We start from the raw sequence: 25,347 nt of genomic DNA, 5'->3' as shown, positions 1-25,347 counted from the left end.
AAATGGAAGGCTTTTTATTATCCACTATGACAACAAGTGTGATGGGCTATGAGTCGTTTTACTGTATCTAGATGCTTCATAAGAAGAAGGTGGTAGGGAATGAGCAGGAAACAATCTTTCTGTATTTATGCCTGATGGAGCTGAGTAGGTACATTAGCGCTTTTATACATACGAAAATGTAATTACATAATATAAAACTACTATTCTAATGACTATTGTAAAAGATAAATATGTACTGTTTTACATAGAATTTAGAATATTCATATTAAATAACAAAGTATTTATTATTTTTCTGTTAAAATTATTATGTTAAACAATATTTTGGTATTGTTTGATAATTACCAGTAATTGTGTTAATAGGATTTAAAACTTATCTTTATTAAACAGGGAGGGATTACTCTAAGTATGAGTAAATATATTGAAACGCATTAACAGCTTCAGTGGTAGTAGTAGCACTGATTACAAGGATGTACAGCGCTCGCCACAAGTTTATAAAAAGATTAATAATTTAATGATCGTTCCATGATGGTATATTTAAACCCGAAAAAAACTAATCATCTGTATGTTGGAGAAGCTTTAAATATGAATTTCTTTAATGCCATCTGGTAGTACAGGTACTATTTCGGGGGATTTAATCATTTATGCGCCAAATGTACCCTCTCTTTAAATGGGTTAACCGTTGAAGGGAATACAGTAATTGAATAATAACTTCCATGTAAAACCTAAGGAAAAGATTATTTTAGATTAAAATCATAAGGAGCTAAGCGAATGAAGAAATATGAATGTAATGTCGTTACTAAAATAGCGTTATCATTTTTACTTGTAATCTCTATGATTTCACCTTACTTCACAGTTGTAAAGGCCGAAACGACAGAAGCTATTGGAGTGGGGGAAGCGGTCAATCAATTTGATCCAACCGCAGTAAAGAGTAATGTTACTGTAGAGGGATATATAGTAGGATTCGCCAAAAGCGAAACTTCTTATTCTGTGATAGCAGATAGTGACACAAATATTGCGATTGCTGATACACCAGATGAAACAGATGTCACGAAAATGCTGTATATTCAATTACCAAGCTCCTATAGAGCCAATTTTGGATTATTTACTAACCCAAGTAATCTTGGGAAAAAAGTTAGAATAACAGGTTCACTGGAAAAATATTTTGGTAACCATGCAGGGCTAAAATCACCAACTTCAATGGAGTTTGTTGGGGACGATACTACTGAACCAAATCCTCCCGAGACAGCAACAATTGCCGAAGCTCGTGCAGCTGTTGGAACAGACAGCACAGTAAAAATTCAAGGGACGGTTACGACAACACCTGGTAGCTGGGGAGGCAAGGCCTTCTATGTACAGGATAAGACAGCAGGGGTATATGTCTTCTCTAGTTCTGCAGAAGCAGGGAGCTTAGCTGTTGGAGATATTGTCAGCATCACAGGGAAAACTAGTTTATATAGTGGAGAAGTTCAATTTAATTCACCGACAATTGAACGGATTTCTACAGGGACAGCACCTGAACCGCAAACAGTGACTCTTCCGATTGCAGATGATAGCACACAAGGTAGATTAATCACACTTGAAAATGTGAAGATTAAAGATTTAGCGCCATCTGGTACGTATGGTACATTTGAATTTAAAGCAGTCGATGCAGCAAATAACGAACTGTTAATTCGCCATGATAACCGCACAGGCTATCAGTTCTCTCAGTTTGAAGCAGATGGTTTCAATAACAATGATATCATCACAGTGACAGGGATTGCGTCAATTTTTAACGGGACCTATCAATTAAAAACGTTAAGCGCGGAAAGCTTCCAATTAGTATCAAACTATGAGCCAACACAAATAGAGAAAGTTAAGGCTTTACCAGCAACAGGCGAAGTTTATGCAGGAACAAAAGTAGCATTGTCTACAAATATCCCAAATGCAACCATCTATTACACAATCGATGGTTCTGAACCGTCAGTAGCTAGTGAGGTGTATGATGCAGCAGCAGGGATAGTTGTAAATGAAGCCATGACTATAAAAGCATTTGCTACTGCAACAGGCCTAGATGATAGTGACATTGCATCCTTTAATTATACAGTTAAAGAAGAGCCAACCGTTATATCCATTACGGAAGCTCGTAATAAAGAAATCGGGCAAATTGTTATCGTATCAGGGATCGTGACAGCCAAATTAGAAACAGCTACAGCGCACATTCAAGATGAAGATGGGGCGGCGATAGCCATTTATCCTGTGGATAGTCTTGCCGCAAATGTCGGTGATCGGGTGACGGTGCAAGGACGCGTAGATGAATATAGCGGTCTAAAGCAATTAACGAATATTTCACTTGTCGGTATGCCTGTTCCTTCGACAATACCAGAGCCACATCTTATTAAAAGTAATGAGGTCACAGAAGACAATGAATCGAAACTAGTTTCACTTAAAAATGTTACCGTTACTGGTTCGGGTCAAAACTTTACAGGTACTGATGAAGTAGGCCCATTTGCTATTTACGATAAAACAAGAGACACTGGTTTAGTGAGTGGAAAAACGTATGGGGAAATTACAGGAATTGTTGGTCAATATACAAACCACCAATTGCTCCCACTTCGCGTTATTGAAGATGTAACAAAGGTGCAGGATATCAAAGCTTCGCACGTAGGGGGCGTAACAGCTGGCACGAAAGTCTCCCTTTCTACAATGACGGAAGGAGCTACGATTTATTACACAGTGGATGGCTCAACGCCAACAACAGCTAGTGCAAAGTATACAGAGGAAATCCTTGTTAATAAACCAATGACGCTTAAAGCGATTGCAGTGAAAGAAGGTTTAACAAACAGTGCAATTGCTACATTTGTTTATGAAATTATTGATACTAAAAATGCCAAGATTAGCGATATTCAAGGGGCAAGCCATAAATCACCATATGTTGATTTAACAGTAAATGATGTGGTGGGAATTGTAACATTCGTTTTAAATTCAACTAGCTTCATTATGCAAGAAAACGAGTCGTCATTTGATGGCGTAAAATCAACTGCTATCAAAGTAAACAAGACAGGACATAATGTAGCAGTAGGGGACGTTATTAACATATCAGGAAATGTAGTAGAGGCTGGTGGCAACTCTCGATTGACAGATACACAAATTGCAGCAACAAATATTACAAAAACAGGTACAGCAGGAATTCCAGAAGCCCTTGTGATAGGGGAGGATCTGTTGCCACCAAATAAAATTATCGATAATGATAGTTTTGCAATTTTTGACCCACAAGAAGATGGTATCGATTTTTGGGAATCTATCGAGTATATGCTGGTATCATTCCCAGATGCGAGAGTGATAGGACCGATTTATAATAACGATTCGCCAATTGTTGTACCGAGCACGACAAATAATACATTCAATGTGAATGGCGGTTTAAATATAGCGGCCGATGATTATAACCCAGAAAAAATTATGCTTGAAGGGGTAGCAGGGAAAAACTATGATTCAGGTGATCGTTTTAATGATGCCCTTATCGGATTTGTAGAAAATTTTACAGATGGCTATCGACTGAACACAAATAAAGTCTTCCCAGAAGTGACAAAAGCGAATCTTCAGCAAGAGGTGACGCATCTTGAACCAGTAGCGGACAAGTTAAATGTCGCTTCCTATAATATCGAAAACTTTTCAAATAATCCTGCCAATACATCAAACGAAAAAGTGGCCAGAATAGCAGCGACCTTTGTGAATAATATGAAATCACCAGATATTATTACATTAGTCGAAGTTCAAGATAATGATGGACAAACTGATTCAGGAAATGCAGATGCATCGGAAAGCTATATGCGATTAATTCATGCAATTAAAGCTGCGGGTGGTCCTGCGTATGATTGGATTGATGTCATGCCAATTAACAATACAGTAGGTGGTGCACCTGGCGGTAATATTCGTGTAGGCTACCTATATAATCCAAATCGTGTTTCATTAGTGTCAGGTATAAAAGGGATGGGTGACCAAACCAATACGTGGACAGCAGATGGAAGCCTTACTTTAAATCCTGGCTTTGTTGATCCATCAAAATTTGTAGATACACGAAAACCAATTGCAGCCGAATTTGAATTTCAGAAAGAACGTGTAGTGATTATCGGGGCTCACCTAAATTCTAAAGGGGGAGATGGTTCACTTTGGGGACCAACTCAGCCACCAGTGCTAGAATCAGTTAAGAAACGTATTCAACTTGCTCAAGCCATCAATGATTTTATGGATGAAGGACTTGCCATTAATCCAGATTTAAATATCATTGTAGCAGGGGACATGAACGATTTTGAATTCACACCAGCTCTTCAAACGTTAAAAGGTGATGTTTTAACGAATATGATAGATAAAGCCCCAGAGCAAGATCGTTTTACGTACTTCTTCCAAGGAAACAATCAAGTGTTGGATCATATTTTAGTTTCGAATAAGCTTGCTGACGTTACAGAAATTGACTTGATTCATATAAATGCGAACTTTACAGAAGCACAAGGCCGTGCATCAGATCATGACCCAGTATTAGTTCAAATTGATTTGAAAGCAGACAATGAGGAAATACCCACACCAATAACACCTGAAAATGTTTACAACTATGATAACTACAAAACAGGTAAATTAATAATGAATCGCCCAAGCATTTCGCTATCGTTAGGGAAAAATACGAAAATTAAAAATGGAATTGCAGTATTTAGTCAATATGCTGAATTCCATGGGGAAGGATTTGCAGATAAAACAGTAACGATTAGTCCCAAAAAAGGAAATGCGATTATTGACTTTAAAGGTACGAAAATTGGTGAAATTATTATCGAAGGAAAAAATATAAAAGAAATACGAAATTTACCTGATGGAGCGACCATTACGTATACTAAAGGGGCTTCGGCAGAGGAAATTGAATTTAAGTAGTATCTAAAAAACAATCCAGCACTAGTCTATATTGATTTGGTGCTGGGTTGTTTGCAATTAACCTATAACACTGAAAAGTTGTTGATTAATCAAAAAATAACCAAGTGTCCATATGATTACTTGGTTATTTTTTACTTTTTATAAAGCCCATATTAGGAAAAATAAATTTTAAACCGATAATTAAAGCAAAGAACCCTGAAATCTTGAATGTTACATTTGTAAATGTCTCTCCATTTTCAGTGATATTCATTAGTAAACTGCCAAAGGCAATAAAAATAAATCCAATCAAACCAGAAATATTTTTCAATCGATCATCCCCTTATTTAAATAAGCACTAATTTTTACTCCACTCCAAAAGCAGATTCTTTAAACAAAGATTAGCATCCAACCTTTCTTTCAATACAATTATTTCAGTTGGAGGTAAATGAGGGACGCATTGTATGTATAAGAGTAACTACTCATGCAATGTATAAAACTATTTATAAGTATACCCCACTTAAAAGTATTTATAGAAGTTTAGATGGTAGTAAATATCATGTTAGAAAAATCGCTATTTATATTAACTATCAAGAAAAGCATCCCTCTATTTTTCTCCCTTCCAATTTCCTTAGAGCAAAAACCCGACTAAATCATACTTTTGTGCAGATGAAAGCAGGGACTATGGCAAACGAAAAAAGCATCGCAACGAAGCAATGCTAAGTACGTGGGATTTTTGACAACTTTACTACATTAAAAACAAAGCCTATAAATCCATAAATAAAGAAAATATAGGCTACTAGTATGGACATAGCTTCTAAGTTGCTAGTGAATATCCTATATCCTCCTAAAGTAAATAAAGCCAAACTGCCAACCGAACTAAGTAATATTTTATTTTTGTCAGTCAACACATTCACCTCCAAATAATGGTATGTATATAGGTTAACACAAATTGTGTTTTTAGTTAACCTATTCTCTGTTTTCATTGGTGAGTGTCATAAAAACAAAGGAATGTTACTGAACATTATTTTAAATATAATGATAATAATAACTCATAAATAGCCTCCAATTATCAAATGTAATGGCATTTTATTCGAAGACAATAACTTTTAGGACAATGTAAAAGGGCATAGAAAACATGCGGATATAATATATCCATATTCGCACGCACGCTAAACTAATTATATTTGGCATATTTATTAAAGAGTATTTTGTCTTTAAACTTATCCTTACAAACAAATAATTCAATCAAATTCGTTCATAATAATGAAAAGGACGTGATGACAATGCTAAATGAGAAGAAGATATCAAAGCTAAAAAATAGGTTAATTGAGCAAAAACACTCGCTCCAACGAAGAATGGATACAGATGATGATTATTTAGAACGAGATAGTTTACGGGATTCAGTTGATGAGTTGTCAACAATCGATAATCATCCAGCAGATCTGGGTACCGAATTATACGAGCGTGAAAAAGATATGGCGTTAAAGGTCCATGACAATGATGAGTTAGCAAAAGTAAATATGGCCTTACAAAAGATTGAGGATGGTACCTATGGCGTATGTGAAGTTTGTCAACAAGATATCCCGTATGATCGATTGGTGGCACTGCCTTATACCTCTTTTTGTATTGAACATACTGCAAAAGACGTTCCAACAGATCGACCGGTTGAAGAGCAAGTGATGCTTCCTCCAGTAGACAATTCTTTTGCTGGCCGAGATGACAAGGATGATATTCATGATTATGAAGATATGTTTCAAGTTGTGGCGAAATATGGAACTTCTGAAACACCTTCCGATTTTGAAGGGGATTTTGAAGATTATGATGAATTATATGAAGACCCTGAAGAAATTGCCGTTAATGACGAATGGGATTCATACCATATCTCTGAAACAGATGAACTAACACGCCAAGTTTCCATTCAGGAAGTAGAACACGCGAGAAAATTTGATTATTTAGAGGATGAAATGTGGGATTCAAAAAGATAGTCGCAATTGTTATAAATGAGTGCTTTAATAAAATGTTTAGAACGAATGTAAAACTTGCAGCATGTTTTGTAATAAGAAAAATATGATGTAAACGCGGAGGTAGGTCCTTTGGTATTTACAATAACCTCAATATAGAGAAAAACAGACCAACGACCTACATCCACAATAACATGGTGTCGCTCTTTCACAAGTCGCAAGGAACTCGCCACAATAGATGCATTTGCCAGCGATGGATGATGAATTACTGAACGAAGCAATTGAAATTGTTCGTCATAGAAATGAATAATTCAAAAGTGAACATTGTTACGTTCAACGGAGTATTGACTATGTAAGTAAAGAAGAAATGGCAAGAAAAGATTGATAAAACCGTAGCAGAGATTAGTTGAAAAGAAAGAAACGAAAAAGGGTCACTAGGTTGGAAGTGACCCTAAACAGAAGTTTTATATGAATTTTTTAGGATTAGCAACTTTGAGTGATGCAATCTCTCCGCAGTTTTTGCAAAAAGTCATAAGAATTGGTGAACCAAAAGCCATTTTTGAACCAATCGGTCTTATATTACCCGAACTACTATTACCACCAACTTGACCGCTTATAAAGGAATCCTTACCACAAGTCTTACAAACTAATTTATTATTTTCCATAATATCACCTCTTTATGTAATGTATGTAAATTATAGCATAAAAAACCTGATATATTTCACACGAATACAACAAACAACTGCACAATATGAACATATTACACAGTAACTAAAAAAAGCACAGCGTCATCACTCGCCACAGCTCAAATTGGTTTATGCCCTTTTAGGCTATTCAGATAAGTCATTATAACGCAACTTAGGAGGGCAAACCTATGTTAAAAGGGCAAAAGAGAATTTACTTCAGTGGATTGAGAATTATCGATGGATGGTTGAAATGATGGAGGAAGCACGGCAGCTGGTAGCGAAGGTAGAAGAAATAGAACGTCGTGTATATTCGCGAAATTATCGGATTAAGGAATATGAGCATAAGATTGCAGAGGTGCAGAACTGCATTCCATTTGTAGAAGGGGATAGAGAGGTTGAAGTCTTTCATAGATTACAAGATGGGAATAGCATGCGTGCAATTGGAAAGCAAATGAGATTATCTAGTACGACAATTTTTAGAGTAAGAAATAATATTTTGAGTCAGAATGTTCCACAATCGGGCCAGATTGTGGAGGAATGTAAAACGTATATTAGTATATAATAATGTTACTGAATTTTGAGAGTTTATACTAAACTAGCAGGGAGTTTAAATGAAGAAGCAACATAAAAAGAACGTGTTTTGTAAAAAATTGATCAAAACACGCTCTTAATAATGAAATTGGTTCATTTTTTTATAAAAGGTTTAATCATTTCCTATTTATGTTACTCCACAATCTGACCCTTTAATTTAATAGTCTAAATATTCATTGTGGTAAAATCAAGTGCTTACAAGGAATACTTAGCTAATTGTTCACCCCAAGATGATAATTCAGTCTCAATAAATCCTACCTTTTTATAGACAAATTTTGCAGTAAGATTTTCAGGATCATATCCAATCATTATTAAAGAAACGTTTGCAGTATTATTTCGTCTTATCTCTTCAATAACCTGATATATTGCTTGTTTACCTATACCTTTACCTTGAAATTCTTCATCAATCATAAGTCTATAAATCCAATAATTATGGTCATCAGGGTCTATACCAAACATAGTAAATCCTATCATTTTATTCTCAAGAAAAATACCTTTTGCATAGAAATTATCTAGAAATTGAACTTCTGCAATAGAATAAAGATTGGATGCAATAAATGTTTGTTGTTCTTCTTTAACAGATAATCTAATTGCTTCTTCCCAATTACTTTTATCAATAGGCTTTAAATAAATTTTCTTCAATCTGGTACGCTCCCTTTGAAGGGGAATCACGTAGTTTATGGGCTATTGAAACGTTATCCCCTTGTTTTTTCGCCCAATCAAGTATAAATAATTTCTCATCGACAACGCCTCCTTAAAAGTATAAAAAACAAGTAATTATATTCAATATCTTACTGTAATTTAGTAAGTGCTATTCCATTAATTTGCCCATAGATGTATCTGTTTTTATATAAGACAATTGAGTCTACTCGTTATCATCTTGCTTGATTGTCGTAATAGGCTTCATTTGCAGCCTTATGATTATTGCCTTTTAGATAAGCTAAAATCATACTAGGTCGTTTAAGTAAAATCCAGTCCCCATAATGGTCAAAACGCCTGCAAGAAGTAATCATACCATTTTTTATTGTTCCGTATTTTTTACCATTTGTTTTACCTAATTGTTTTAATCGTTTTGCAAAATCAGCATCTTCAGCCATCAGCATCTTCTCATTAAAACCTTTTAGTGCTTGGAAGTCCTTTCGATAGCACCAAAAAATTCCTACAGAAATCAATCTTTAAACAATAAGGGAATAATCAAGAGAAAGGTAGAAACAATGATTCCAAGCGAAATTCTTTCAAATTTCCGTTTACGCCGCCTCCAATATATTGATTAGATGCTAGATGCTTTTCAGCTTCTGATAACAAGTGTTCAGTCATTCGAGTATCTGCATCAATTGTAATTAGAATTTCTCCTTTTGCTAGTGCTGCTCCTGCATTTCTAATTTTGGATAAATTTTTATCTTCATTAATCAATGTTACACAATTGTATGACTTTGCAATTTCCTCTGTTCTATCTGTACAACGATAAGCACAACAATCACTTCTACTTGATCTTTATAAAGTTGTGCAGCTTTGACGATTGATTCTAGGCATCCCCCGATGTACTTTTCTTCGTTGTGAGCGGGTATGATTACGGAAAATTTCACATTATTTTCATTTATATCCTTAATAAATTGCTTGCTTTCGGACATAGAAAAATCCCTCTCCCCTATTATAATTAGTACTTAATAAAAGTATATCATTTACATATAAATTATTTTATGGAAATTTCATAACAATATATTCAAAATATAGCGACTTCATAACAGCTAAAAGCGCTAATCAAATTGTAACCAGAACCAAAAGTGGCGTGGCTAGAGCCAAAGCTATTGCAAGGTTCACTATCTGTTGCATTGATAAGATCAACAAAAATAATCAGACGCTCATATAAAATTGAGTACCTAGTATTTATTGTTTACTCGTCACATGATTTGTATTTGCCTGATAACCCTTTTGCTTTCTCTTTATTGAAAGGTGGATTTTACTGAGTAACAATAAAGTTGTTTCTCAATCGTGCGGGATTCTGTTACAAAAAACAGCGCTCGTTTTCAATTAAGGTCCAGATTGTTGAATAACAAGCTTTTAAGAAATGTTTACCAACGACGCTTAGGGACGTTTTTGCTTCAAATAATGCAGCGTTTCAGTTGAGATTTGATCATTACAATTTGCCTAAAATAATTTATTATAAAGAAATAGAGTATTTAAAGGATGTGTAGCTATGGTAAATCTCGATAGATTAATTTATCCGGCTTTCATACAGCAAGATGATGAAGGAATATTTTGTGTTTATTTCCCTACTCTGTTTCTTGAAAATGGATGGGAATATCCATTAACAAGAAGAGAAACTAGACATAAAGCAATACAAGATGCCAAAAAGGATTTAGCTTACACTTTGGCTGGAATCCTTTATGACAATGAAGAGCTTCCTGAACCCTCCTATTTAAATAGAAATGACCTTTCCGAAGGGATGGAATTAGTGGAGATAGAGACATCATTTGAACCATATGCTGAAGAAATAAAGGAGCATTTAAAAGGTCGTCATTGGCATATCACATATTATGACGAAGAAAATGATGATTATATTGAAGCTATTGGGTATAAAAATGAACAAGGAATGTGGGACATTTATTTTGAAGATTATTCTACGAAAGTGGAATATGATAATTTTGATTCTCCCAATCAAAAAAAACTTAAATACCCTATGGACCCTTTGCTCTTTAGTGTCAAATTTTATTCCGATGCAGAGGAGAAATTCAGCCAATATGTTGAAAATGTAATACTAAAGCAACGTGGTAATAAATGATTCCATCTACATGGTTTTCATTGAACTAATAGGTACTCAATTCAACAAGGAAAAAGAAACAAAAGGAACAAATGTAAAACATGAACGATCGTTTGTGATCTAAAATTTGTATTGTGAACTCGGAGGTAGGTTCGGTAGGAGTAAGGCTGATGTAAAGGAGTAGTGGCGGAATAGGTAGACGTAATGTAGTGGTGTAGCTAATGGCTCTTTGTATAGGGCGCTGAAGCTCCAGCAAGATCGGGCATAAACGTGATACCATGAAAATTACCATACAAGGTGCGAATCCTTGTCTACTTTAACTTATTCCTGTCTAAACAAGAACTATAAAAGCATTGTAATAGCTGTAATAGCTTTATGATGCTTTTTTCTTTTGCTTTGAAAACTGCGTCAAACAGCCAAAACACTTCGAGTCGAGAGGGCAGAGTTTGGTGTGGTTTTGAGAGCAAACATATACCAATGATTAAAGATGAAGCAAGTGCTCATGCAGCTTTACTTTCGCATTTGGAGATTCGACAAAAATTTTTACCATTTAAAAGGCAAACACAATTTATTGTTAGAGAAAAAATCGTTATAAACAAATTATAATCAAAACATCCTTCGTGGGGGTTGAAAAGTAAGTATCGAGCAAAGTTTCTCGCCTTTGATTCGTCAGTGTTCTATGAGCGTAGGTTATTATTATTGATTCATAACAACTACGTATAAATGTGATTAGGTGAAAAGATTTACAAGATATTAATATCTAATTAAAAAACATATGTTATTTTGTTTAGGTAAAAGAATTAATTTCCTACAATGAGAGGAGAAGAAATAATGGAAAAAAACATTGAAGTTTTAAGAACAGAGGGGGACATTAATTTAACAAAAACTCGTTCTTTATGGCAAGGAAAACACTTGAGCAAAGAATCATTTGAGCTTTTAAACGATGACTCCAAGTATTATTTACATCAATCTCTTTCTACTCCTTGTTTAAATATTATTGAAAAAAGCTATGGAATTTACATAGAGGATATAGATGGAAGAAAGTATATGGATTTTCACGGAAATAATGTTCATCAAATAGGTTATGGTAATGAGTATGTTATTCAAGCAGTAAAAGAGCAGTTGGATATTCTTCCATTCTCACCAAGACGTTATACAAATAAAGTTGCGATCCAGTTGGCAAAAAAATTAGTTGACATTGCACCAGAAAGTTTAAATAAAGTACTATTGACTCCTGGGGGAACTTCAGCTGTTGGAATGGCTTTAAAACTTGTTAGAAAGGTAACAGGTAAATTTAAAACTATATCTATGTGGGATTCATTTCATGGTGCATCTTTAGACGCTATTTCAGTTGGAGGAGAAGCACTCTTCCGTAACGGTATGGGTCCTTTAATGCCAGGGAGTCTGCATATAGCTCCTTACAATTCATATCGTGGTTTGTTTGATGATGACAATGGTAGATTTAAATCCCTTGATTATTTAGAATATGTACTTGAAAGAGAAAATGAAATCGGTGCAATTATTTTAGAGCCTGTTCGTTGTACAGACGTGCATATCCCACCAAAAGAGTACTATCAACGTTTACGTAATATTTGTGATAGGAACAATATATTATTGATTTTTGATGAAATTCCAACAGCTTTAGGGCGAACAGGTAAAATGTTCACTTTTGAAAACTTTGGAGTTATTCCAGATATTGTTTTATTGGGAAAAGGATTGGGTGGAGGCGTATTTCCAATGGCAGCGATGCTCGTAAAAGGAGACCTTGATGTTGCCCAAGATATTGCACTCGGTCATTACACTCATGAAAAAAGTTCATTAGGTTGTGCAGCAGCATTGGCTACTCTTAATTATATCGAGGATTTTAAATTAATTGATAAGGCTAATCAATTAGGAAACTATATGAGAATACGTCTTAAAAAGATGCAAGAAAAATATGAAATTATAGGTGATGTTCGAGGAATCGGTCTTTTATACGGAGTAGAATTAGTATTAAACCGCCATTCGAAAGAAAAAGCTATATCTGAAGCAGAGCAAGTAATGTATAAATGTATGGAAAAGGGATTAAGCTTTAAAGTATCCCAAGGAAATGTGCTTACTCTCACTCCACCACTTATCATTAAGGAACATCAATTAGAACTGGCAATGGATATTTTGGAACAATCTATCCAGGAGGTTTTAGAAAGTAATATAGATTTATGAAGAATTTATACAATTTACTAGACTGAAGCAACTAAACATCTCATATGGGGTGTTTTTATTATATAAAGAAACTTGATGTAACCATTCCAAAACAAACAAAGGTCGATGGAGGAGGGGGTGTTCAAGGTTGTTCTTGCGACTATAAGTAAAAATAGTGTATTATAGCATTCATGTTGTAAACAAAAAGGACGGATGTAATGAAATATAATAAGACAATTATGCTAAAGCTTATAAATGAACATCGAACATTGCATGATGAATTAAAAAAGCTAAAATCTGAAATGGGTTTAGAGAAAAATTTTGCAGTAAAGGCATTGTATCATTCATTTGTTGCAGAAGATGGTCCTTATATGAAAGAATATCAGGATTTAGAGCGATTACAATAAATCGTAGTGCCACTAACAAAATTGTTGGCAAGATAAGTAATAACTTATAGTGCCAGAATTTAATACTAAGCTTGAGATTGAGTCATTCATTTTGAGTGGCTTTTTCTTTTGTCTTTTTTCTCCCAGACGCTATAAAGAACGAGAACAAATACACTTTTGAACAATTTAGGGATTCTTACGGATAACTAAATTGGGCAAGGAGGAAAACATGAATGAAAAGTTAAAGAAGAAAATAGAAAAGTATATGGATTACTATAATAACGATCGAATTAAACAAAAATTGGCCGGCATGGGTCCGGTAAAATACCGAGCTTATGCCAGCCGATTAGCTGCATAAATAAAACTCTAACTTTAAGGGTTCACTTCACAGCTACATGCCGTCTTGGTCTATTTTCATTTCATTTAATATTTGTTTGCGTTCTAGAGTCAATTCCATAAACTCCTCTAAATCTTCCTCTAAAGCGTGGTTTTTAATAAAGCTACGCGCTCTTGATCGTGCGCTAATGTATTTTGCACGCTCTTTATTCTTCTCTTGCCAACGTTTATTTAGCTACTAGCTTACGTACTAAGTTTGGTAATACACGTCTGAATAATGGCCAAACTGAATTATGTTTACCTATGGGGGCAGGTATTTACAAAGACGGAAACGCTTCTAATGTTAACCAGGTAAGAGGTTACTTCCCAGCGGCAGGATATAATTCATTAATTGTAATGGGGCTTAATTTTGCAGCGAGAGCATATCGTTGTGCTGAGCTAGAGCTATCTACTAAAGCTCCACAGTTAAGCCAAGTGGTTGCTTTGCCTACTCATGTATGTTCATAAGTTGCTACAGAATTAGCCAATTATTATAGAACGTTTACTGCTTATTCAAATCAATCATTTGAAATTGGAGCACCTAATTTTGTTGCATTAGGAGCAAGTGAAGCAAATGGTTGGTTAGCCGAAGCGAAAAAATGGTATGACTATCAAAAAAGTGGATTAGAAGGACCTTCTAAATATGAAGAGGGTTCATTTGCCAAAGATGGTGAGACGGATAGTGCAGGTCGTACAGGTAAAGGTGGCTTCTTGAATCTTGCTTATCAAGATGCTAACGATCCGATCTCTGTCACATCTTATCTCTATTCAATGACTTGGAATGGAGATCATACTTTGGTTAATACGACTATCGGGAATGCAATTAAAGCGAAGTCAGGAACATCTTTGACTAGCCCATATTATGTTGCGTCAACTCATGTTGGTTTTAAAGCAAATGCTGGGGCATCTCGAGTACTTCAGGGTTTAGCTGGTGCCATGAATAATGGAATTACAACACTTAATTAAAGAGTATTTTGAAAGAATAACTAAGTTATATAAGAAATAAATTAAAAGCTTAAGCCCATTAGCTAATTGGTAATGGGCTTATTCTATTAATTCTCTATTAATTTCAGTATATATCTTTGGTAATTACCTAATTATGACTTAAAGAATATCAATATATTATTCAATCTGATACTACTAAAATATAGACAGCTCAAAAAAGGAGAATGTTTGATGAAACAGGTATTTATAAAACCAGCTGAAGGTATTTATACAAGCCTTTATGGCATGAGAAGTGGTTCAATGCATTATGGAGTTGACATTGCAAATAGTAGCGCCAATGTACCTATACACGCTTCTGCTGCGGGTGTGATTAACAAAGCCGTTGGTGGTTGTTCTAATAATGGCTCTATCGGTAATACATGTAATGGCGGTTACGGAAACTATGTGATAGTTCGACACAGTATTGATGGGAAAACATATGATACACTTTATGCTCATTTACAATTTATTAGTGTCTCTGTTGGTCAAACTATTAATCAAGGTGACAAAATTGGTGTTATGGGGAACAGTGGGAGTTCAACTGGTCAACACGTGCACTTTGAAATATATGAAAAAGCACGAGTGTCTCAATCGGAGGCGGTAGATCCTATGCCTTATTTAAACGGGGACAAGCCAACAGTTAGCTACTATACTTATGATGGAACTTGGGCAACGATTACAATTACTCAGAAAGCAAATGTGTTCAAAATGTTGGATATGAAATTATCGGTCAACTTGAAGCTGGTGGAAAATACAAAGTGTATGGTCAAAGAGAATATGCAGCTGATGGAACTCTATACTATAATGTTGGATCTGGCTATATCCACAATGCTTATGGAACTATTGCTTATCACCATGCAACTGTTACAACTACTATTCATACGTATAGTTCTCCTAATGGAGCATTTAAACGCCAATTAGCACCAGGAACGTATAAAGTACATGCAGCTAAAGACGGTTGGTACAATTTAGGTGCAGAATGGGTTAAAGCTGATCAAGTATTAGTAACTAAAAACTAACTCAAAAGATATTTTAATAAGATTAAAGACTAGCCAAGCAATGATGCAAGGGTAATCTTTTTTTCCAGAGGTATTTTAAAAAAATAACCAGGCGCTCGAATGAGTACCTGGTTTTAATCATTTACATCAAATTTTTCTCGTGTAAAAATAGGTACCATTTCTGATTTACAGCATCTGCCAACGGGTAAAAACGGAAACTTATATTTTTCACCAAATATTTTTCTGAATCTAATTTCAAATTTTTTTAAATTACAATTTATTAACTTTTTCTAATCAGTAGAGCAAAAACCCCACCAAATCAACACTTTTGCGCTATAATGTAGGACGAGGTGAAGAAAATGTTTGTGAGTGAGAAACAGATTGAAATACGGTACGCAGAGACAGACCAAATGGGCGTGGTGTACCATGCGAACTATATTATTTGGATGGAAATTGGGCGTACCCAGCTTGTAAGTGATGCAGGCTTTGAGTATGCTGCCTTAGAAAAAGATGGCTATGTATCGCCAGTGATGGATTTATCGATTTCGTATAAAGCAGCCATGCATTATGGACAAGTGGCGACGGTGCGCACTTGGGTAGAAAAGCATGATCGTTTACGAACGACGTATGGCTATGAAATTTTACATGAGGATGGCACGGTAGCAGCCACAGCTCAATCCGTACATATTCTTGCGCATAAGGATACATTGCGACCGGTATCATTAAGTAAGATTGACCCAGCTTGGGATGCCAAATATAAAGAAATTGCCGTCGAGGCAAAATAGGAGAACAATAGATGGAAATGTTTCTAGCTTTAGGCGCTATTTTGGCAGCTCTTGGTGTTGTTTTAGGTGCTTTTGGTGCACATGCACTCAAGGATAAGTTTGCCTCACCGCATTATGTAGCCATTTGGGAAACGGCTGTGCAATATCAGATGTACCATGCTTTAGGGATTCTAGCCCTTGGCATTCTATCCAATGATGCATTTTTAGGAAGCTCTAGTTTGCTTTCTTGGGCAGGCTACTTGATGTTTACAGGGATTGTATTCTTCTCTGGTAGTCTATATGTGCTAGCCGTGACAGGTGTGAAAAAGCTAGGTGCGATTACGCCAATTGGTGGCATGTTATTTATTGTTGCGTGGGTGCTTGTTATAATTGCTGCCTTATCCTAATACAGAAAAAGTAACGAGAACGTTCTGATGATTTATATCATTGGCGCTTCTCGTTTTTTTGTTGATAAGAAGAAAATGAAACAATTTGTCTGATTTTGCGTATTACATAGTATGAAGAGATGTTAAAATAAGCTAAACATCAATGTGAAGGTGGGAATATTTATGGGTTTATTGAAAGCAGGCGTTGGGGCATTAACAGGTGTTTTAGAGGATCAATGGCGTGAGTATTTTTATTGTGAGGCATTATCCTCAGATGTTCTAGTAACTAAGGGTATTAAACGCACTTCTAAACGAGGTTCAAATAAAGGAAATGACAACATTATTAGCAATGGCTCGATTATTGCCATCAATGAAGGGCAATGTATGATGATTGTTGAACAGGGAAAAGTTGTAGAGTTTTCTTCAGAAGCTGGGGAATATGTCTATGATACATCAACAGAACCTTCGATTATGTACGGCTCAGATTTATCCCAAGGCATAATAGAAACATTTAAACAGATAGGCAAGCGTTTTACATTTGGTGGGGAACCTGCTAAAGATCAGCGAGTTTATTATTTTAATAAAAAGGAGATTGTTGGGAATAAATATGGTACTCCCGCACCAATTCCATTCCGTGTTATTGATCGTAATATCGGATTAGATATCGACATTGCCATTCGTTGCCATGGTGAGTATTCTTATAGAATCATTGATCCGTTATTATTCTATACAAATGTATGTGGAAATGTAGAGCGTGAATTTACGCGAGAGGCCATTGATAGCCAGTTAAAATCAGAATTAATGACAGCGTTACAGCCAGCTTTTGCACAAATTTCAGCAAGTGGCGTTCGTTATAGTGAAATACCTGCGCATACGGTTGCCTTAGCAGACGCACTCAATAAGGTATTATCAGAAAAGTGGCTTGCTACACGTGGTTTAGCTGTTGTGTCATTTGGCATTAGTACCCTGAAGGCTTCTGAGGAAGACGAAGCCATGATAAAACAACTACAACGCAATGCGGTCATGCGTGATCCAGGTATGGCTGCTGCCCATTTAACAGGCGCTCAGGCAGAAGCGATGATTGCAGCTGCTAACAATGATGGTGGCGCTATGGCAGGCTTTATGGGGATGAATATGGCTGCACAAGCAGGTGGAGTCAATGCTGGTCAGCTTTATCAAATGAATGAGCAAAATAAGCAAGCGCAAATGGCTCAGGCTGCGTTGCAAAATCAATCAGCCAAAGCACTTGGAACATGGACATGTGCATGTGGTCATGACAACACAGGGAAATTCTGTTCAAATTGCGGGGCAGCAAAACCAGTGGAAGCGGGCTGGACATGTACATGTGGAGCGGTGAATAAAGGAAAGTTTTGTAGCGAGTGTGGCTCTAAAAAACCAGCTGGTGCTTTACTCTATGCATGTGATAAATGTGGGTGGGCACCAGAGGACCCTGCCAATCCGCCTAAATTCTGTCCAGAATGCGGCGATGTTTTTGATGAAAAGGATGTCAAGTAAGGAGATGATGACCTATGTCAACGCAAGAAGTTGAAAATGTCAAACAAGTAAAACTTGACTTTGATGCAGAATGTCCGTCCTGTAGTGCATCAATTGAGTTTAATCCTGCTACAGGTAAGCTGACTTGTCCGTATTGTGGATTTGAATCTGAAATTGCAACCCCTGAACAAGAAGAGGAAAAGGTTGCTCAGGAAATGGACTTCTTAAAAGCAGAGGAACGTGGGAATTTCAATTGGGGCGTGGAGAAGAAAACAGTTATTTGTAAAGCTTGTGCGGCCGAGACAATTTATGATGCCCTGCAGGTCGCTGACAGTTGTCCTTACTGCGGCTCAAATCAGGTCATGGAAGCGAGCGCTGAAAATACGCTTGCTCCCAATGGCGTATGTGCTTTTGAAGTAACAGATAAGCAGGCTGGAGAACATTTTCAGAAATGGATCAAAGGTCGATGGTTTACACCAAAGGCTGCCAAAATAAGTGCAAAGCCTGATGCCTTTAAAGGGGTATACCTCCCGTATTGGACATTTGATTCAAAAACAAGCTCCAGATACTCCGCAAGATATGGACGACATCGAACGGTTACGGATAAAGATGGTAAAACGCATACTGAAACAGATTGGTATTCAACAAGTGGTTTTTATCAGGAATTTATAGACGATCATTTAGTGAGTGCCACAACACGCTATGATCGGGACATGATGCGAAAAATTGAACCATTTAATCTTCTTAATAATAAGGCCTATAAACCCCAATATGTAGCTGGATTTTTATCAGAGCGTTACAGTGTTGGTTTGCAGGATGGCTGGAGCCAAGCAAAAAGTGAAATTCATGATCATCTCCATGCGCAGATTACGTCCAAAATTCGTTGGGAAAATAGGGCGGATGTAGTATCCAATCTACGTTTTTCCACAAACCATGATGATATTACATACAAATATTTAATGTTACCCATTTGGTTATCCTCTTTCCGCTATAAGGAGAAGGTTTACCGCTTTATGGTGAATGGACAAACGGGTCGAGTTGGCGGCAATGCTCCTATCTCGCCGCTTCGCGTAACAATTGCTGTTATTTTATCCTTAGCAGTCATCACTCTGATTTGGTATTTCTTTATGTCTGAATAAAAATAAACAGTATGCCAGTAGGAGCCTTTTGTTGTCCTTTTGGGATACTGTTTTTTCATAAAATTGTCCTTAAATACTGGGTAAATGACTGAATTAATTGGCTTATATAGGATAATCATCATCCATTATCACGGCTGTCATTGCGTCAAGTTGCATAGATTAAAGGGAGAGTAAAATATTAGAACAGCCTTGGATGGACAAAAGCATAAGGTTGCAAGATGGTGTAAAAAGCAACTTACTATGTAGGAAAATCGTTAGAATGGATAAAAATCAACTAATGCAGTGGTGGTTAAAAATGAGGGCGGATTTGCCATAAATGATGAGTAGTGAAGTTGCGATTTTACTTTAAACAACTTATTATACAGTCAGAGAGCATTTTTTAAGCTAGTCATGATAAATGTAATGTTATTTTTGAATAACAACGAAAACGTTATTCATATTGGAGGTTTCGATGATGGACGCAATTGAAGTGTTAACAAATTTAGATCAAATACATGGGTATTATCAACCGATATTTAGCGCAGACGCGCATACGGTGATTGCCTACGAAATTTCCGGATATCTACAAATTCAAGGTCAGCAAATTAATTTAAAGGATTTCGTCAACAATGAAGATATTCCAGAAGAATATCGAATTGATATGGAACACAAAATTTTACATGCGGCATTAGCCAAAATTGATGAAATTGCACCAGAAATTGATATTTATATTCCAAGCAATCCAAATTTATTGATGCAAGATTTTGGTGAAAGTCATTTTAATATTATCCAACAATATCTAGAGGAAAAAGATTTACAGCGTATCGTACTTGTCGTATCAGAGCATCGTTTTATAGGGGATATTAACAAATTACATCACGCCCTACGCTATTTTACGACGTTTGGGGTGAAAATTGCCGTTCAGGAAGTAGGCGCCGAAAGTCATTTAGAGCATATTGCGCTATTGGCACCACATATCTTAAAAGTCAATACACGTGATTTAAATTACGATTCTTGGTCCGCTCAATCGGACATGATTTCTGCCATTGGTAGCCTAGCTTATAAAATTGGAGCGAATCTATTATTTGAAGAAATTGAAACGGTTTATCAACTACAATTTGCTTGGAAAAATGGTGGTAGATTTTATCAAGGGCCATACCTAGCAAATCCAGCTATGACTTTTGTTGATAAGGATATATTAAAGGAACGTTTTAAAAAAGAATGCCAGCAATTTATTACTTCCGAAAAGAAAATGCTAGAGGCGCAATATTTGCAGTTGAAAAAATTAAGGGAGGAATTAGAGGCGATTGTTCACCGTGTGAAACCAACAAGCGACAATGTCTCCCATTTAGAGTACTTAGCTGAATTATTGGATAGCTACTCCTTCCGTCTCTATATTTGTAATGAGGACGGATTCCAGTTAACGCCTAACGTTATGCGAATTGATGGGAATTGGGAGCTACAGCCGCGTGCCATCAATAAAAATTGGAGCTGGCGTCCTTATTTCCTTCAAACAATTATTAAAATGCGCAACGATCAAAGTGGGGAAATCTCTGAATTGTATCGGGATATTGAAACAGGAGAAATTACAAGAACATTCTCCATTGCGATCAACGAGCATGAATATTTGTTTGTTGACCTTTCCTATGACTATCTTTATGAGCACAAAATCTTTAGATAATATTAGTAATTTCTTTAGTGACAACATATCAGGAGTACAATTGCAATTCGATATATTTAGTGAACTAGGTATGATGGGAGAATCCTAAAAGCCTAGTAAAATACTGAAGTTGCCTTCTATTTTTGTAGAAGGCAATTTTTTTGATTTCAATCAAGAATGCTATTTAAATTCTCATAGAAAATTACCTACCTCTATCGAAACAAAAAGGGCAAGCAATACATTTGTTAAATTTGGAATGAACGATTTTGTTTTTTCAGTATTTTTTCATTTAGCTTAATTAAGATGGAAATAACAAAAAGGAGCTGAAAAAATGAGGATTATCAAAATACTTCTAATTATGATTTTAATTTGGCCATTTGTTGATGTCAAAATAGCAAATGCGGATGATGAAGAAGATTATGAAAAATACGAGGGTGATGTTCATAAAAAGCACAATGATTATGAAGATGATGATGATGATGATGACGAGGAAGATGATGATTATTATAAAGAAGAGGATGAGTACGAATATTATGACCAAAGATACCTTGAAACAAATAGTAATACATGGAATATTTGGACAAGATCGACTTATGTAAATAAAGGAGAGTTACCCTTTAAAGAAGCGAAAGAAATTCAAATAAAACTAGAAAATAATAATAATACAGTGTCACTTTACTTGATTCCTTTAGATGGTGAAATATATGTGCCAGGTAAAATTGTTGCTGAACTTTTAGGTGCAAAAGTAGTTAATTATGATAATAGTAAAATATTAGAAATTAATAAAGCTGGTACAGAACTAATTTTTCGTGCGGGGACAAATGTTGTGTACTATAACGAGATAAAATCACCGATACCAGCTGTTACATTTTACTTGAATGATAATATATATGTTCCAATTAGTGTAATTTCAAATGGTTTGGGCTATGTGGCTGAATGGCAAGAAATGAATAACGCTGTTGTATTGAAGTTATTAAAATAAAAAAGGAGATGATTAAATGAAAGATCAAAAGAAAGCTAAATGGATATTAGGTACCTCTGGAGTAATATTATCTTCTTTACTATTAACGCAATTTAATCATGTTCCATCAGATACAAACATAGCTGATCTAAATTTGACAAATGAACAATCAAAAAAAATGTCAGACCGAGAAAGGGAACTTGTTCAATTGGATTGGACAAATTTTGAAATTGTGGGAGTGAATCAGCTACAACAACCAAATAAAATTCGGACCGATCGAACGACCAAACGATCCTAAACTTAGTTTGAAGTGGAGTTGAAATTGCTTGGATACCTTATCACTAAACACGATGAATACAAACTTTTATATTGAAATTGCTGGAACACAACAAATTGATTGGAAAGACAAAGTGGTGAAATGGTTGCAATACGTTGCAAGAGAGTGGTCAAGATTTGAGCCAAATAATGAGTTAAATCAAATTAATCAACTAAAGGTAGGAGAAATAGGCAAAATTACTCCTGCATTATACGATTGTTTAAAAGCAGCAGACAACTATTATACATTAACTAATAATATATTTTCTCCGTATTTAAAATTACATTTAGAACAACATGGGTATGATCGATCCTTTCCTTTTCACGAATCAAAGTATAAGCCAATACAAATAGAAAAAAAGGCAAATAAGCCATTTCTTTTTTTGGAGCACAATGAAGTTTTAAAAACGGATAATCAATTAATTGATTTAGGTGGATTTGCCAAAGGATATGTAGTTGAAAAAATAGCTGATTGGCTTAGACAGATTTCTCCAGAGTTTGGAATTGTAGATGGTGGTGGAGATATGAAAATGTGGTCGTCAGGCAACAAGACATGGACCATTGGGATTGCTCATCCATTTCATATACACGAAGAAATCAGTACAATTAGAATTCAAAATGGAGCAATTGCCACTTCAAATCGTATATTTAGAAGTTGGAAACAGCAGGGGAAAGAAAAGCATCACTTATTAGATGGAAGAACTGGAGAGGTAATCCTTAGCCCTATCGTTCAAACAACAATAATAACAAACTCATTATGTCAAGCAGAAGTAGCAACAAAACTTGCTTTTTTATTAAATGAACAAGAATTACAAGTGTGGTTTGACAAACTACAGATGTCTTGCGCTTGCTTGATAGCAAAAGATGATGGAAGTATATATTGGTTGAAAGGAGGAGAAAAGTTAGATGTTATTTAGTACTTGGGAATGGATTCGACTATTAGGGCTTTTAAGTTATTTTTACTTCAGTATGTCCATTTTGTTTGGTTTACTAAGGAAATCTTCTACTCTCAAGTCCAATAAAAACTTGTACTTTCAATTACATCAAATGAGTGGATGGATGGGATTTATAACTGTTATTGTACATTTACTTTTACTAATGATTGATCAATACGAACCCTATACTATTGCTGATATCGTATTACCTTTTAGCGCGAACTATCAGCCATTGTTGTCTGGGCTGGGAACCATAGCTTTTTATTTATTTTTAATAGTTCTTGTAACATCAGATATATGGATAAATAAAATGAACTTCTCACTTTGGAAGAAGATGCATTTTCTTGTTTTACCTGCTTGGATATTATCACTTATTCATGGGCTATTCATTGGTACTGACTCTAATCAAATGTTAGTAATTTTATTTTATAGTAGTACGGTAATGGTTATAATGATCGCACTACTTGTAAGGTTGATGAGTGATGGGTTTAAGAAGAAAGATCAAAAAGCAAGGGGTTAGCAAGTAAGCGGTGCTTGAATGGAGGAAAGGCAGTTTCTCCATGTTAGCTAGACTGCCAAAGTAGCTCAAAAAAATAACCTAGTTGAATGGCACTACTGATTCATGTAATGCCATTCTATGGTTTATCCATCAAGTAACGATAAATAACCTACTTTTTATTATAAAGAGGAAATTGAATACAAAATGTTGTACCTTTTTCCAACTCGCTTTGAACTGTTAATGTTCCTCCGTGATCTTGAACAATAGAATCAGCTATAGCAAGTCCCAGTCCTGTTCCGTTTCGGTTTCTCACAGCATCACTCCGGAAAAATCTATCAAAAATAAAAGGGAGGTCTTCCTTAGAAATCCCAATGCCTGTATCTTCAATGTAGATATATATCATTTTATCAGTCTGTAAAAGCTTTAGATAGATGGATCCTTTTTGTGTGTACTGGGCTGCATTATCTAATAATATATAAATTAATTCAGTTATATTATTTGAATTTCCAATAAATTCAACATTAGGTTGGATTTCTGTTTCGAAAACGATTGTTTTTGGTAACGCTCTTTTAAACTTCCTACTAATCGTTATAAGCAACTCTGTTAAGGAGATTTTTTCTTTAGTTGAATGAATACGATTTTTGTCATGTCGGGCTAAAAATAATAGTTTCTCTAATAGCTCTTTCATTAACGCTGCTTCATGCTTTAAATCTTCGATTAATTCTTTACCGAAATCACTCATATTATTAGCTTCATCAGATTCTAAAATATCGAGTGAACTATAAAATACACTTAGCGGTGTTCTTAACTCATGAGAAGCATCTGAAACAAAATTTTTTTGTTTTTCAAGTGCATGTTGAATGGGGATCATGGCTTTTCCTGCCATGTAGTAACTTAAGAATCCAATTATGATTGTAAAAATTATAATTAAAACTATAAACAGTAAAATCATTTTTTGAAAAAAATGATATTGTGATGTGGTCGATTTGCCTATAACAATATATCCTAGGAATTCATCGTTAGTCTGAATGGGTTTCGATAAAATTAAAAGATGTTTATCGCGCCAATTTAAATTTTTTACAAATCGTTTAGAAGGATTTTCCGTTTGGATGATTTTTTCTAGATCTTTAAATAAACCTTGATAGTTTTCGTCACCGTGGACTAGTATCTGGTCTTTTGTGTAAATATAGTAAAAATACATACCATTTGGGTTAAATTCTAATTTCCCTTCATTATCATTTTTGTGCTCAAAAAAGTCATGATATTGTTCTTCGTAATAAGTTTCTAGTTCTTCTACTTGTTGATAATTCATTAATTGAACTAATGAAAAATAAAGAATAATAAGAAAAGCAAAGAAAAAGCCTATAAAATAAATGGAGTTAAATAAAGTTAATTTTTTACGAGTTTTCTTAAACAT

At 35.3% G+C, this 25,347-nt stretch carries 22 protein-coding genes and 1 pseudogene; 18 read left to right on the top strand and 5 right to left on the bottom strand.

What is annotated here, in order from left to right:
* Positions 1–768: 768 nt before the first annotated feature.
* Positions 769–4,896 (top strand): chitobiase/beta-hexosaminidase C-terminal domain-containing protein, encoded by a 4,128-nt coding sequence (locus tag LCP48_RS13315; protein ID WP_225340271.1) that lies wholly within the window; start codon positions 769–771, stop codon positions 4,894–4,896.
* A 124-nt stretch (positions 4,897–5,020) separates the two neighbouring features.
* Here the strand turns inward: LCP48_RS13315 and LCP48_RS13310 are convergent, their stop codons facing one another.
* Positions 5,021–5,203, bottom strand: a complete 183-nt coding sequence (locus tag LCP48_RS13310; RefSeq protein ID WP_004225108.1) for a hypothetical protein — start codon at positions 5,201–5,203, stop codon at positions 5,021–5,023.
* A gap of 955 nt (positions 5,204–6,158) precedes the next feature.
* On the opposite strand from LCP48_RS13310, the gene LCP48_RS13305 reads away from it, so the two are divergent.
* Entirely contained in the window at positions 6,159–6,860 is a 702-nt protein-coding gene (locus tag LCP48_RS13305) for a TraR/DksA C4-type zinc finger protein (protein ID WP_225340270.1), read from the top strand.
* A gap of 440 nt (positions 6,861–7,300) precedes the next feature.
* On the opposite strand, the gene LCP48_RS13300 is transcribed toward LCP48_RS13305, so the two are convergent.
* Positions 7,301–7,501, bottom strand: coding sequence for a hypothetical protein (locus LCP48_RS13300; protein WP_004225113.1), 201 nt, complete (start codon positions 7,499–7,501; stop codon positions 7,301–7,303).
* Positions 7,502–7,772: 271 nt separating this feature from the next.
* Between LCP48_RS13300 and LCP48_RS13295 the strand changes: the two genes are divergently transcribed.
* Positions 7,773–8,084: a hypothetical protein gene (locus tag LCP48_RS13295; protein ID WP_009370389.1), complete on the top strand. Its 312-nt coding sequence runs from the start codon at positions 7,773–7,775 to the stop codon at positions 8,082–8,084.
* A gap of 224 nt (positions 8,085–8,308) precedes the next feature.
* Here LCP48_RS13295 and LCP48_RS13290 read toward each other — a convergent pair whose 3' ends face one another.
* Both LCP48_RS13290 and LCP48_RS13285 read right to left on the bottom strand, forming a co-directional pair.
* Positions 8,309–8,755 carry a GNAT family N-acetyltransferase gene (locus tag LCP48_RS13290; protein WP_004225115.1) on the bottom strand — a complete coding sequence of 149 codons (447 nt, stop codon included), beginning with the start codon at positions 8,753–8,755 and terminating at the stop codon, positions 8,309–8,311.
* Between the two features lie 233 nt (positions 8,756–8,988).
* Positions 8,989–9,744 (bottom strand): annotated as a pseudogene (locus tag LCP48_RS13285) (glycosyltransferase).
* 566 nt (positions 9,745–10,310) lie between these two features.
* Here LCP48_RS13285 and LCP48_RS13280 point away from each other — a divergent pair.
* The 15 genes from LCP48_RS13280 to LCP48_RS13210 all read left to right on the top strand — a co-directional run bounded on the left by LCP48_RS13280 (position 10,311) and on the right by LCP48_RS13210 (position 23,951).
* Positions 10,311–10,895, top strand: coding sequence for a type II toxin-antitoxin system HicB family antitoxin (locus LCP48_RS13280; RefSeq protein WP_004225119.1), 585 nt, complete (start codon positions 10,311–10,313; stop codon positions 10,893–10,895).
* 810 nt (positions 10,896–11,705) lie between these two features.
* Positions 11,706–13,076, top strand: a complete 1,371-nt coding sequence (pbfA, locus tag LCP48_RS13275) for a (R)-1-hydroxy-2-aminoethylphosphonate ammonia-lyase (RefSeq protein ID WP_225340269.1) — start codon at positions 11,706–11,708, stop codon at positions 13,074–13,076.
* Between the two features lie 197 nt (positions 13,077–13,273).
* Positions 13,274–13,462 (top strand): hypothetical protein, encoded by a 189-nt coding sequence (locus LCP48_RS13270; protein WP_004225125.1) that lies wholly within the window; start codon positions 13,274–13,276, stop codon positions 13,460–13,462.
* A gap of 208 nt (positions 13,463–13,670) precedes the next feature.
* A complete protein-coding gene (locus tag LCP48_RS13265; RefSeq protein ID WP_004225126.1) occupies positions 13,671–13,799 on the top strand; it encodes an IS3 family transposase in 129 nt (42 codons plus the stop codon).
* Between the two features lie 812 nt (positions 13,800–14,611).
* Entirely contained in the window at positions 14,612–14,782 is a 171-nt protein-coding gene (locus LCP48_RS13260; protein WP_153802591.1) for a hypothetical protein, read from the top strand.
* A 210-nt stretch (positions 14,783–14,992) separates the two neighbouring features.
* Positions 14,993–15,721 carry a M23 family metallopeptidase gene (locus LCP48_RS13255; RefSeq protein ID WP_004225135.1) on the top strand — a complete coding sequence of 243 codons (729 nt, stop codon included), beginning with the start codon at positions 14,993–14,995 and terminating at the stop codon, positions 15,719–15,721.
* Between the two features lie 436 nt (positions 15,722–16,157).
* Positions 16,158–16,583: an acyl-CoA thioesterase gene (locus LCP48_RS13250; protein WP_004225136.1), complete on the top strand. Its 426-nt coding sequence runs from the start codon at positions 16,158–16,160 to the stop codon at positions 16,581–16,583.
* An 11-nt stretch (positions 16,584–16,594) separates the two neighbouring features.
* Positions 16,595–16,969: a DUF423 domain-containing protein gene (locus LCP48_RS13245; RefSeq protein WP_225340268.1), complete on the top strand. Its 375-nt coding sequence runs from the start codon at positions 16,595–16,597 to the stop codon at positions 16,967–16,969.
* Between the two features lie 162 nt (positions 16,970–17,131).
* Positions 17,132–18,463 (top strand): SPFH domain-containing protein, encoded by a 1,332-nt coding sequence (locus tag LCP48_RS13240; RefSeq protein ID WP_004225140.1) that lies wholly within the window; start codon positions 17,132–17,134, stop codon positions 18,461–18,463.
* Between the two features lie 14 nt (positions 18,464–18,477).
* Positions 18,478–19,581 carry a TFIIB-type zinc ribbon-containing protein gene (locus LCP48_RS13235; protein WP_009370398.1) on the top strand — a complete coding sequence of 368 codons (1,104 nt, stop codon included), beginning with the start codon at positions 18,478–18,480 and terminating at the stop codon, positions 19,579–19,581.
* Between the two features lie 454 nt (positions 19,582–20,035).
* Positions 20,036–21,241, top strand: a complete 1,206-nt coding sequence (locus LCP48_RS13230; RefSeq protein WP_004225145.1) for an EAL-associated domain-containing protein — start codon at positions 20,036–20,038, stop codon at positions 21,239–21,241.
* Positions 21,242–21,551: 310 nt separating this feature from the next.
* Entirely contained in the window at positions 21,552–22,202 is a 651-nt protein-coding gene (locus LCP48_RS13225) for a copper amine oxidase N-terminal domain-containing protein (protein WP_225340267.1), read from the top strand.
* A 16-nt stretch (positions 22,203–22,218) separates the two neighbouring features.
* Positions 22,219–22,479 (top strand): hypothetical protein, encoded by a 261-nt coding sequence (locus LCP48_RS13220; RefSeq protein ID WP_004225151.1) that lies wholly within the window; start codon positions 22,219–22,221, stop codon positions 22,477–22,479.
* Positions 22,480–22,507: 28 nt separating this feature from the next.
* Positions 22,508–23,413 (top strand): FAD:protein FMN transferase, encoded by a 906-nt coding sequence (locus tag LCP48_RS13215; protein ID WP_225340266.1) that lies wholly within the window; start codon positions 22,508–22,510, stop codon positions 23,411–23,413.
* The gene (locus LCP48_RS13210; RefSeq protein ID WP_004225155.1) at positions 23,403–23,951 is read left to right on the top strand and encodes a ferric reductase-like transmembrane domain-containing protein; all 549 of its coding nucleotides are present in this window, start codon (positions 23,403–23,405) and stop codon (positions 23,949–23,951) included. Before LCP48_RS13215 ends, LCP48_RS13210 begins: the two co-directional genes overlap by 11 nt.
* A 148-nt stretch (positions 23,952–24,099) precedes the next feature.
* On the opposite strand, the gene LCP48_RS13205 is transcribed toward LCP48_RS13210, so the two are convergent.
* Entirely contained in the window at positions 24,100–25,347 is a 1,248-nt protein-coding gene (locus LCP48_RS13205; protein ID WP_004225157.1) for a sensor histidine kinase, read from the bottom strand.

The sequence above is a fragment of the Lysinibacillus capsici genome (assembly GCF_020217405.1).
GTDB classification, from domain to species: Bacteria; Bacillota; Bacilli; order Bacillales_A; family Planococcaceae; genus Lysinibacillus; species Lysinibacillus capsici.
The sequence above is the reverse complement of the archived record's forward strand: the minus strand, read 5'-3'. Positions and strand labels throughout refer to the sequence as shown.

Excerpts from the sequence above, each read along its gene's own strand:
- LCP48_RS13220 (WP_004225151.1), top strand. The coding sequence starts at position 22,219 with ATGAAAGATCAAAAGAAAGCTAAATGGATATTAGGTACCTCTGGAGTA.
- LCP48_RS13235 (WP_009370398.1), top strand. The coding sequence starts at position 18,478 with ATGTCAACGCAAGAAGTTGAAAATGTCAAACAAGTAAAACTTGACTTT.
- LCP48_RS13230 (WP_004225145.1), top strand. The coding sequence starts at position 20,036 with ATGGACGCAATTGAAGTGTTAACAAATTTAGATCAAATACATGGGTAT.
- LCP48_RS13270 (WP_004225125.1), top strand. The coding sequence starts at position 13,274 with ATGAAATATAATAAGACAATTATGCTAAAGCTTATAAATGAACATCGA.
- LCP48_RS13295 (WP_009370389.1), top strand. The coding sequence starts at position 7,773 with ATGATGGAGGAAGCACGGCAGCTGGTAGCGAAGGTAGAAGAAATAGAA.
- LCP48_RS13240 (WP_004225140.1), top strand. The coding sequence starts at position 17,132 with ATGGGTTTATTGAAAGCAGGCGTTGGGGCATTAACAGGTGTTTTAGAG.
- LCP48_RS13245 (WP_225340268.1), top strand. The coding sequence starts at position 16,595 with ATGGAAATGTTTCTAGCTTTAGGCGCTATTTTGGCAGCTCTTGGTGTT.
- LCP48_RS13315 (WP_225340271.1), top strand. The coding sequence starts at position 769 with ATGAAGAAATATGAATGTAATGTCGTTACTAAAATAGCGTTATCATTT.
- LCP48_RS13300 (WP_004225113.1), bottom strand. The coding sequence starts at position 7,501 with ATGGAAAATAATAAATTAGTTTGTAAGACTTGTGGTAAGGATTCCTTT.
- LCP48_RS13305 (WP_225340270.1), top strand. The coding sequence starts at position 6,159 with ATGCTAAATGAGAAGAAGATATCAAAGCTAAAAAATAGGTTAATTGAG.
- LCP48_RS13280 (WP_004225119.1), top strand. The coding sequence starts at position 10,311 with ATGGTAAATCTCGATAGATTAATTTATCCGGCTTTCATACAGCAAGAT.
- pbfA (WP_225340269.1), top strand. The coding sequence starts at position 11,706 with ATGGAAAAAAACATTGAAGTTTTAAGAACAGAGGGGGACATTAATTTA.
- LCP48_RS13210 (WP_004225155.1), top strand. The coding sequence starts at position 23,403 with ATGTTATTTAGTACTTGGGAATGGATTCGACTATTAGGGCTTTTAAGT.
- LCP48_RS13225 (WP_225340267.1), top strand. The coding sequence starts at position 21,552 with ATGAGGATTATCAAAATACTTCTAATTATGATTTTAATTTGGCCATTT.
- LCP48_RS13255 (WP_004225135.1), top strand. The coding sequence starts at position 14,993 with ATGAAACAGGTATTTATAAAACCAGCTGAAGGTATTTATACAAGCCTT.
- LCP48_RS13265 (WP_004225126.1), top strand. The coding sequence starts at position 13,671 with ATGAATGAAAAGTTAAAGAAGAAAATAGAAAAGTATATGGATTACTAT.
- LCP48_RS13205 (WP_004225157.1), bottom strand. The coding sequence starts at position 25,347 with ATGTTTAAGAAAACTCGTAAAAAATTAACTTTATTTAACTCCATTTAT.
- LCP48_RS13250 (WP_004225136.1), top strand. The coding sequence starts at position 16,158 with ATGTTTGTGAGTGAGAAACAGATTGAAATACGGTACGCAGAGACAGAC.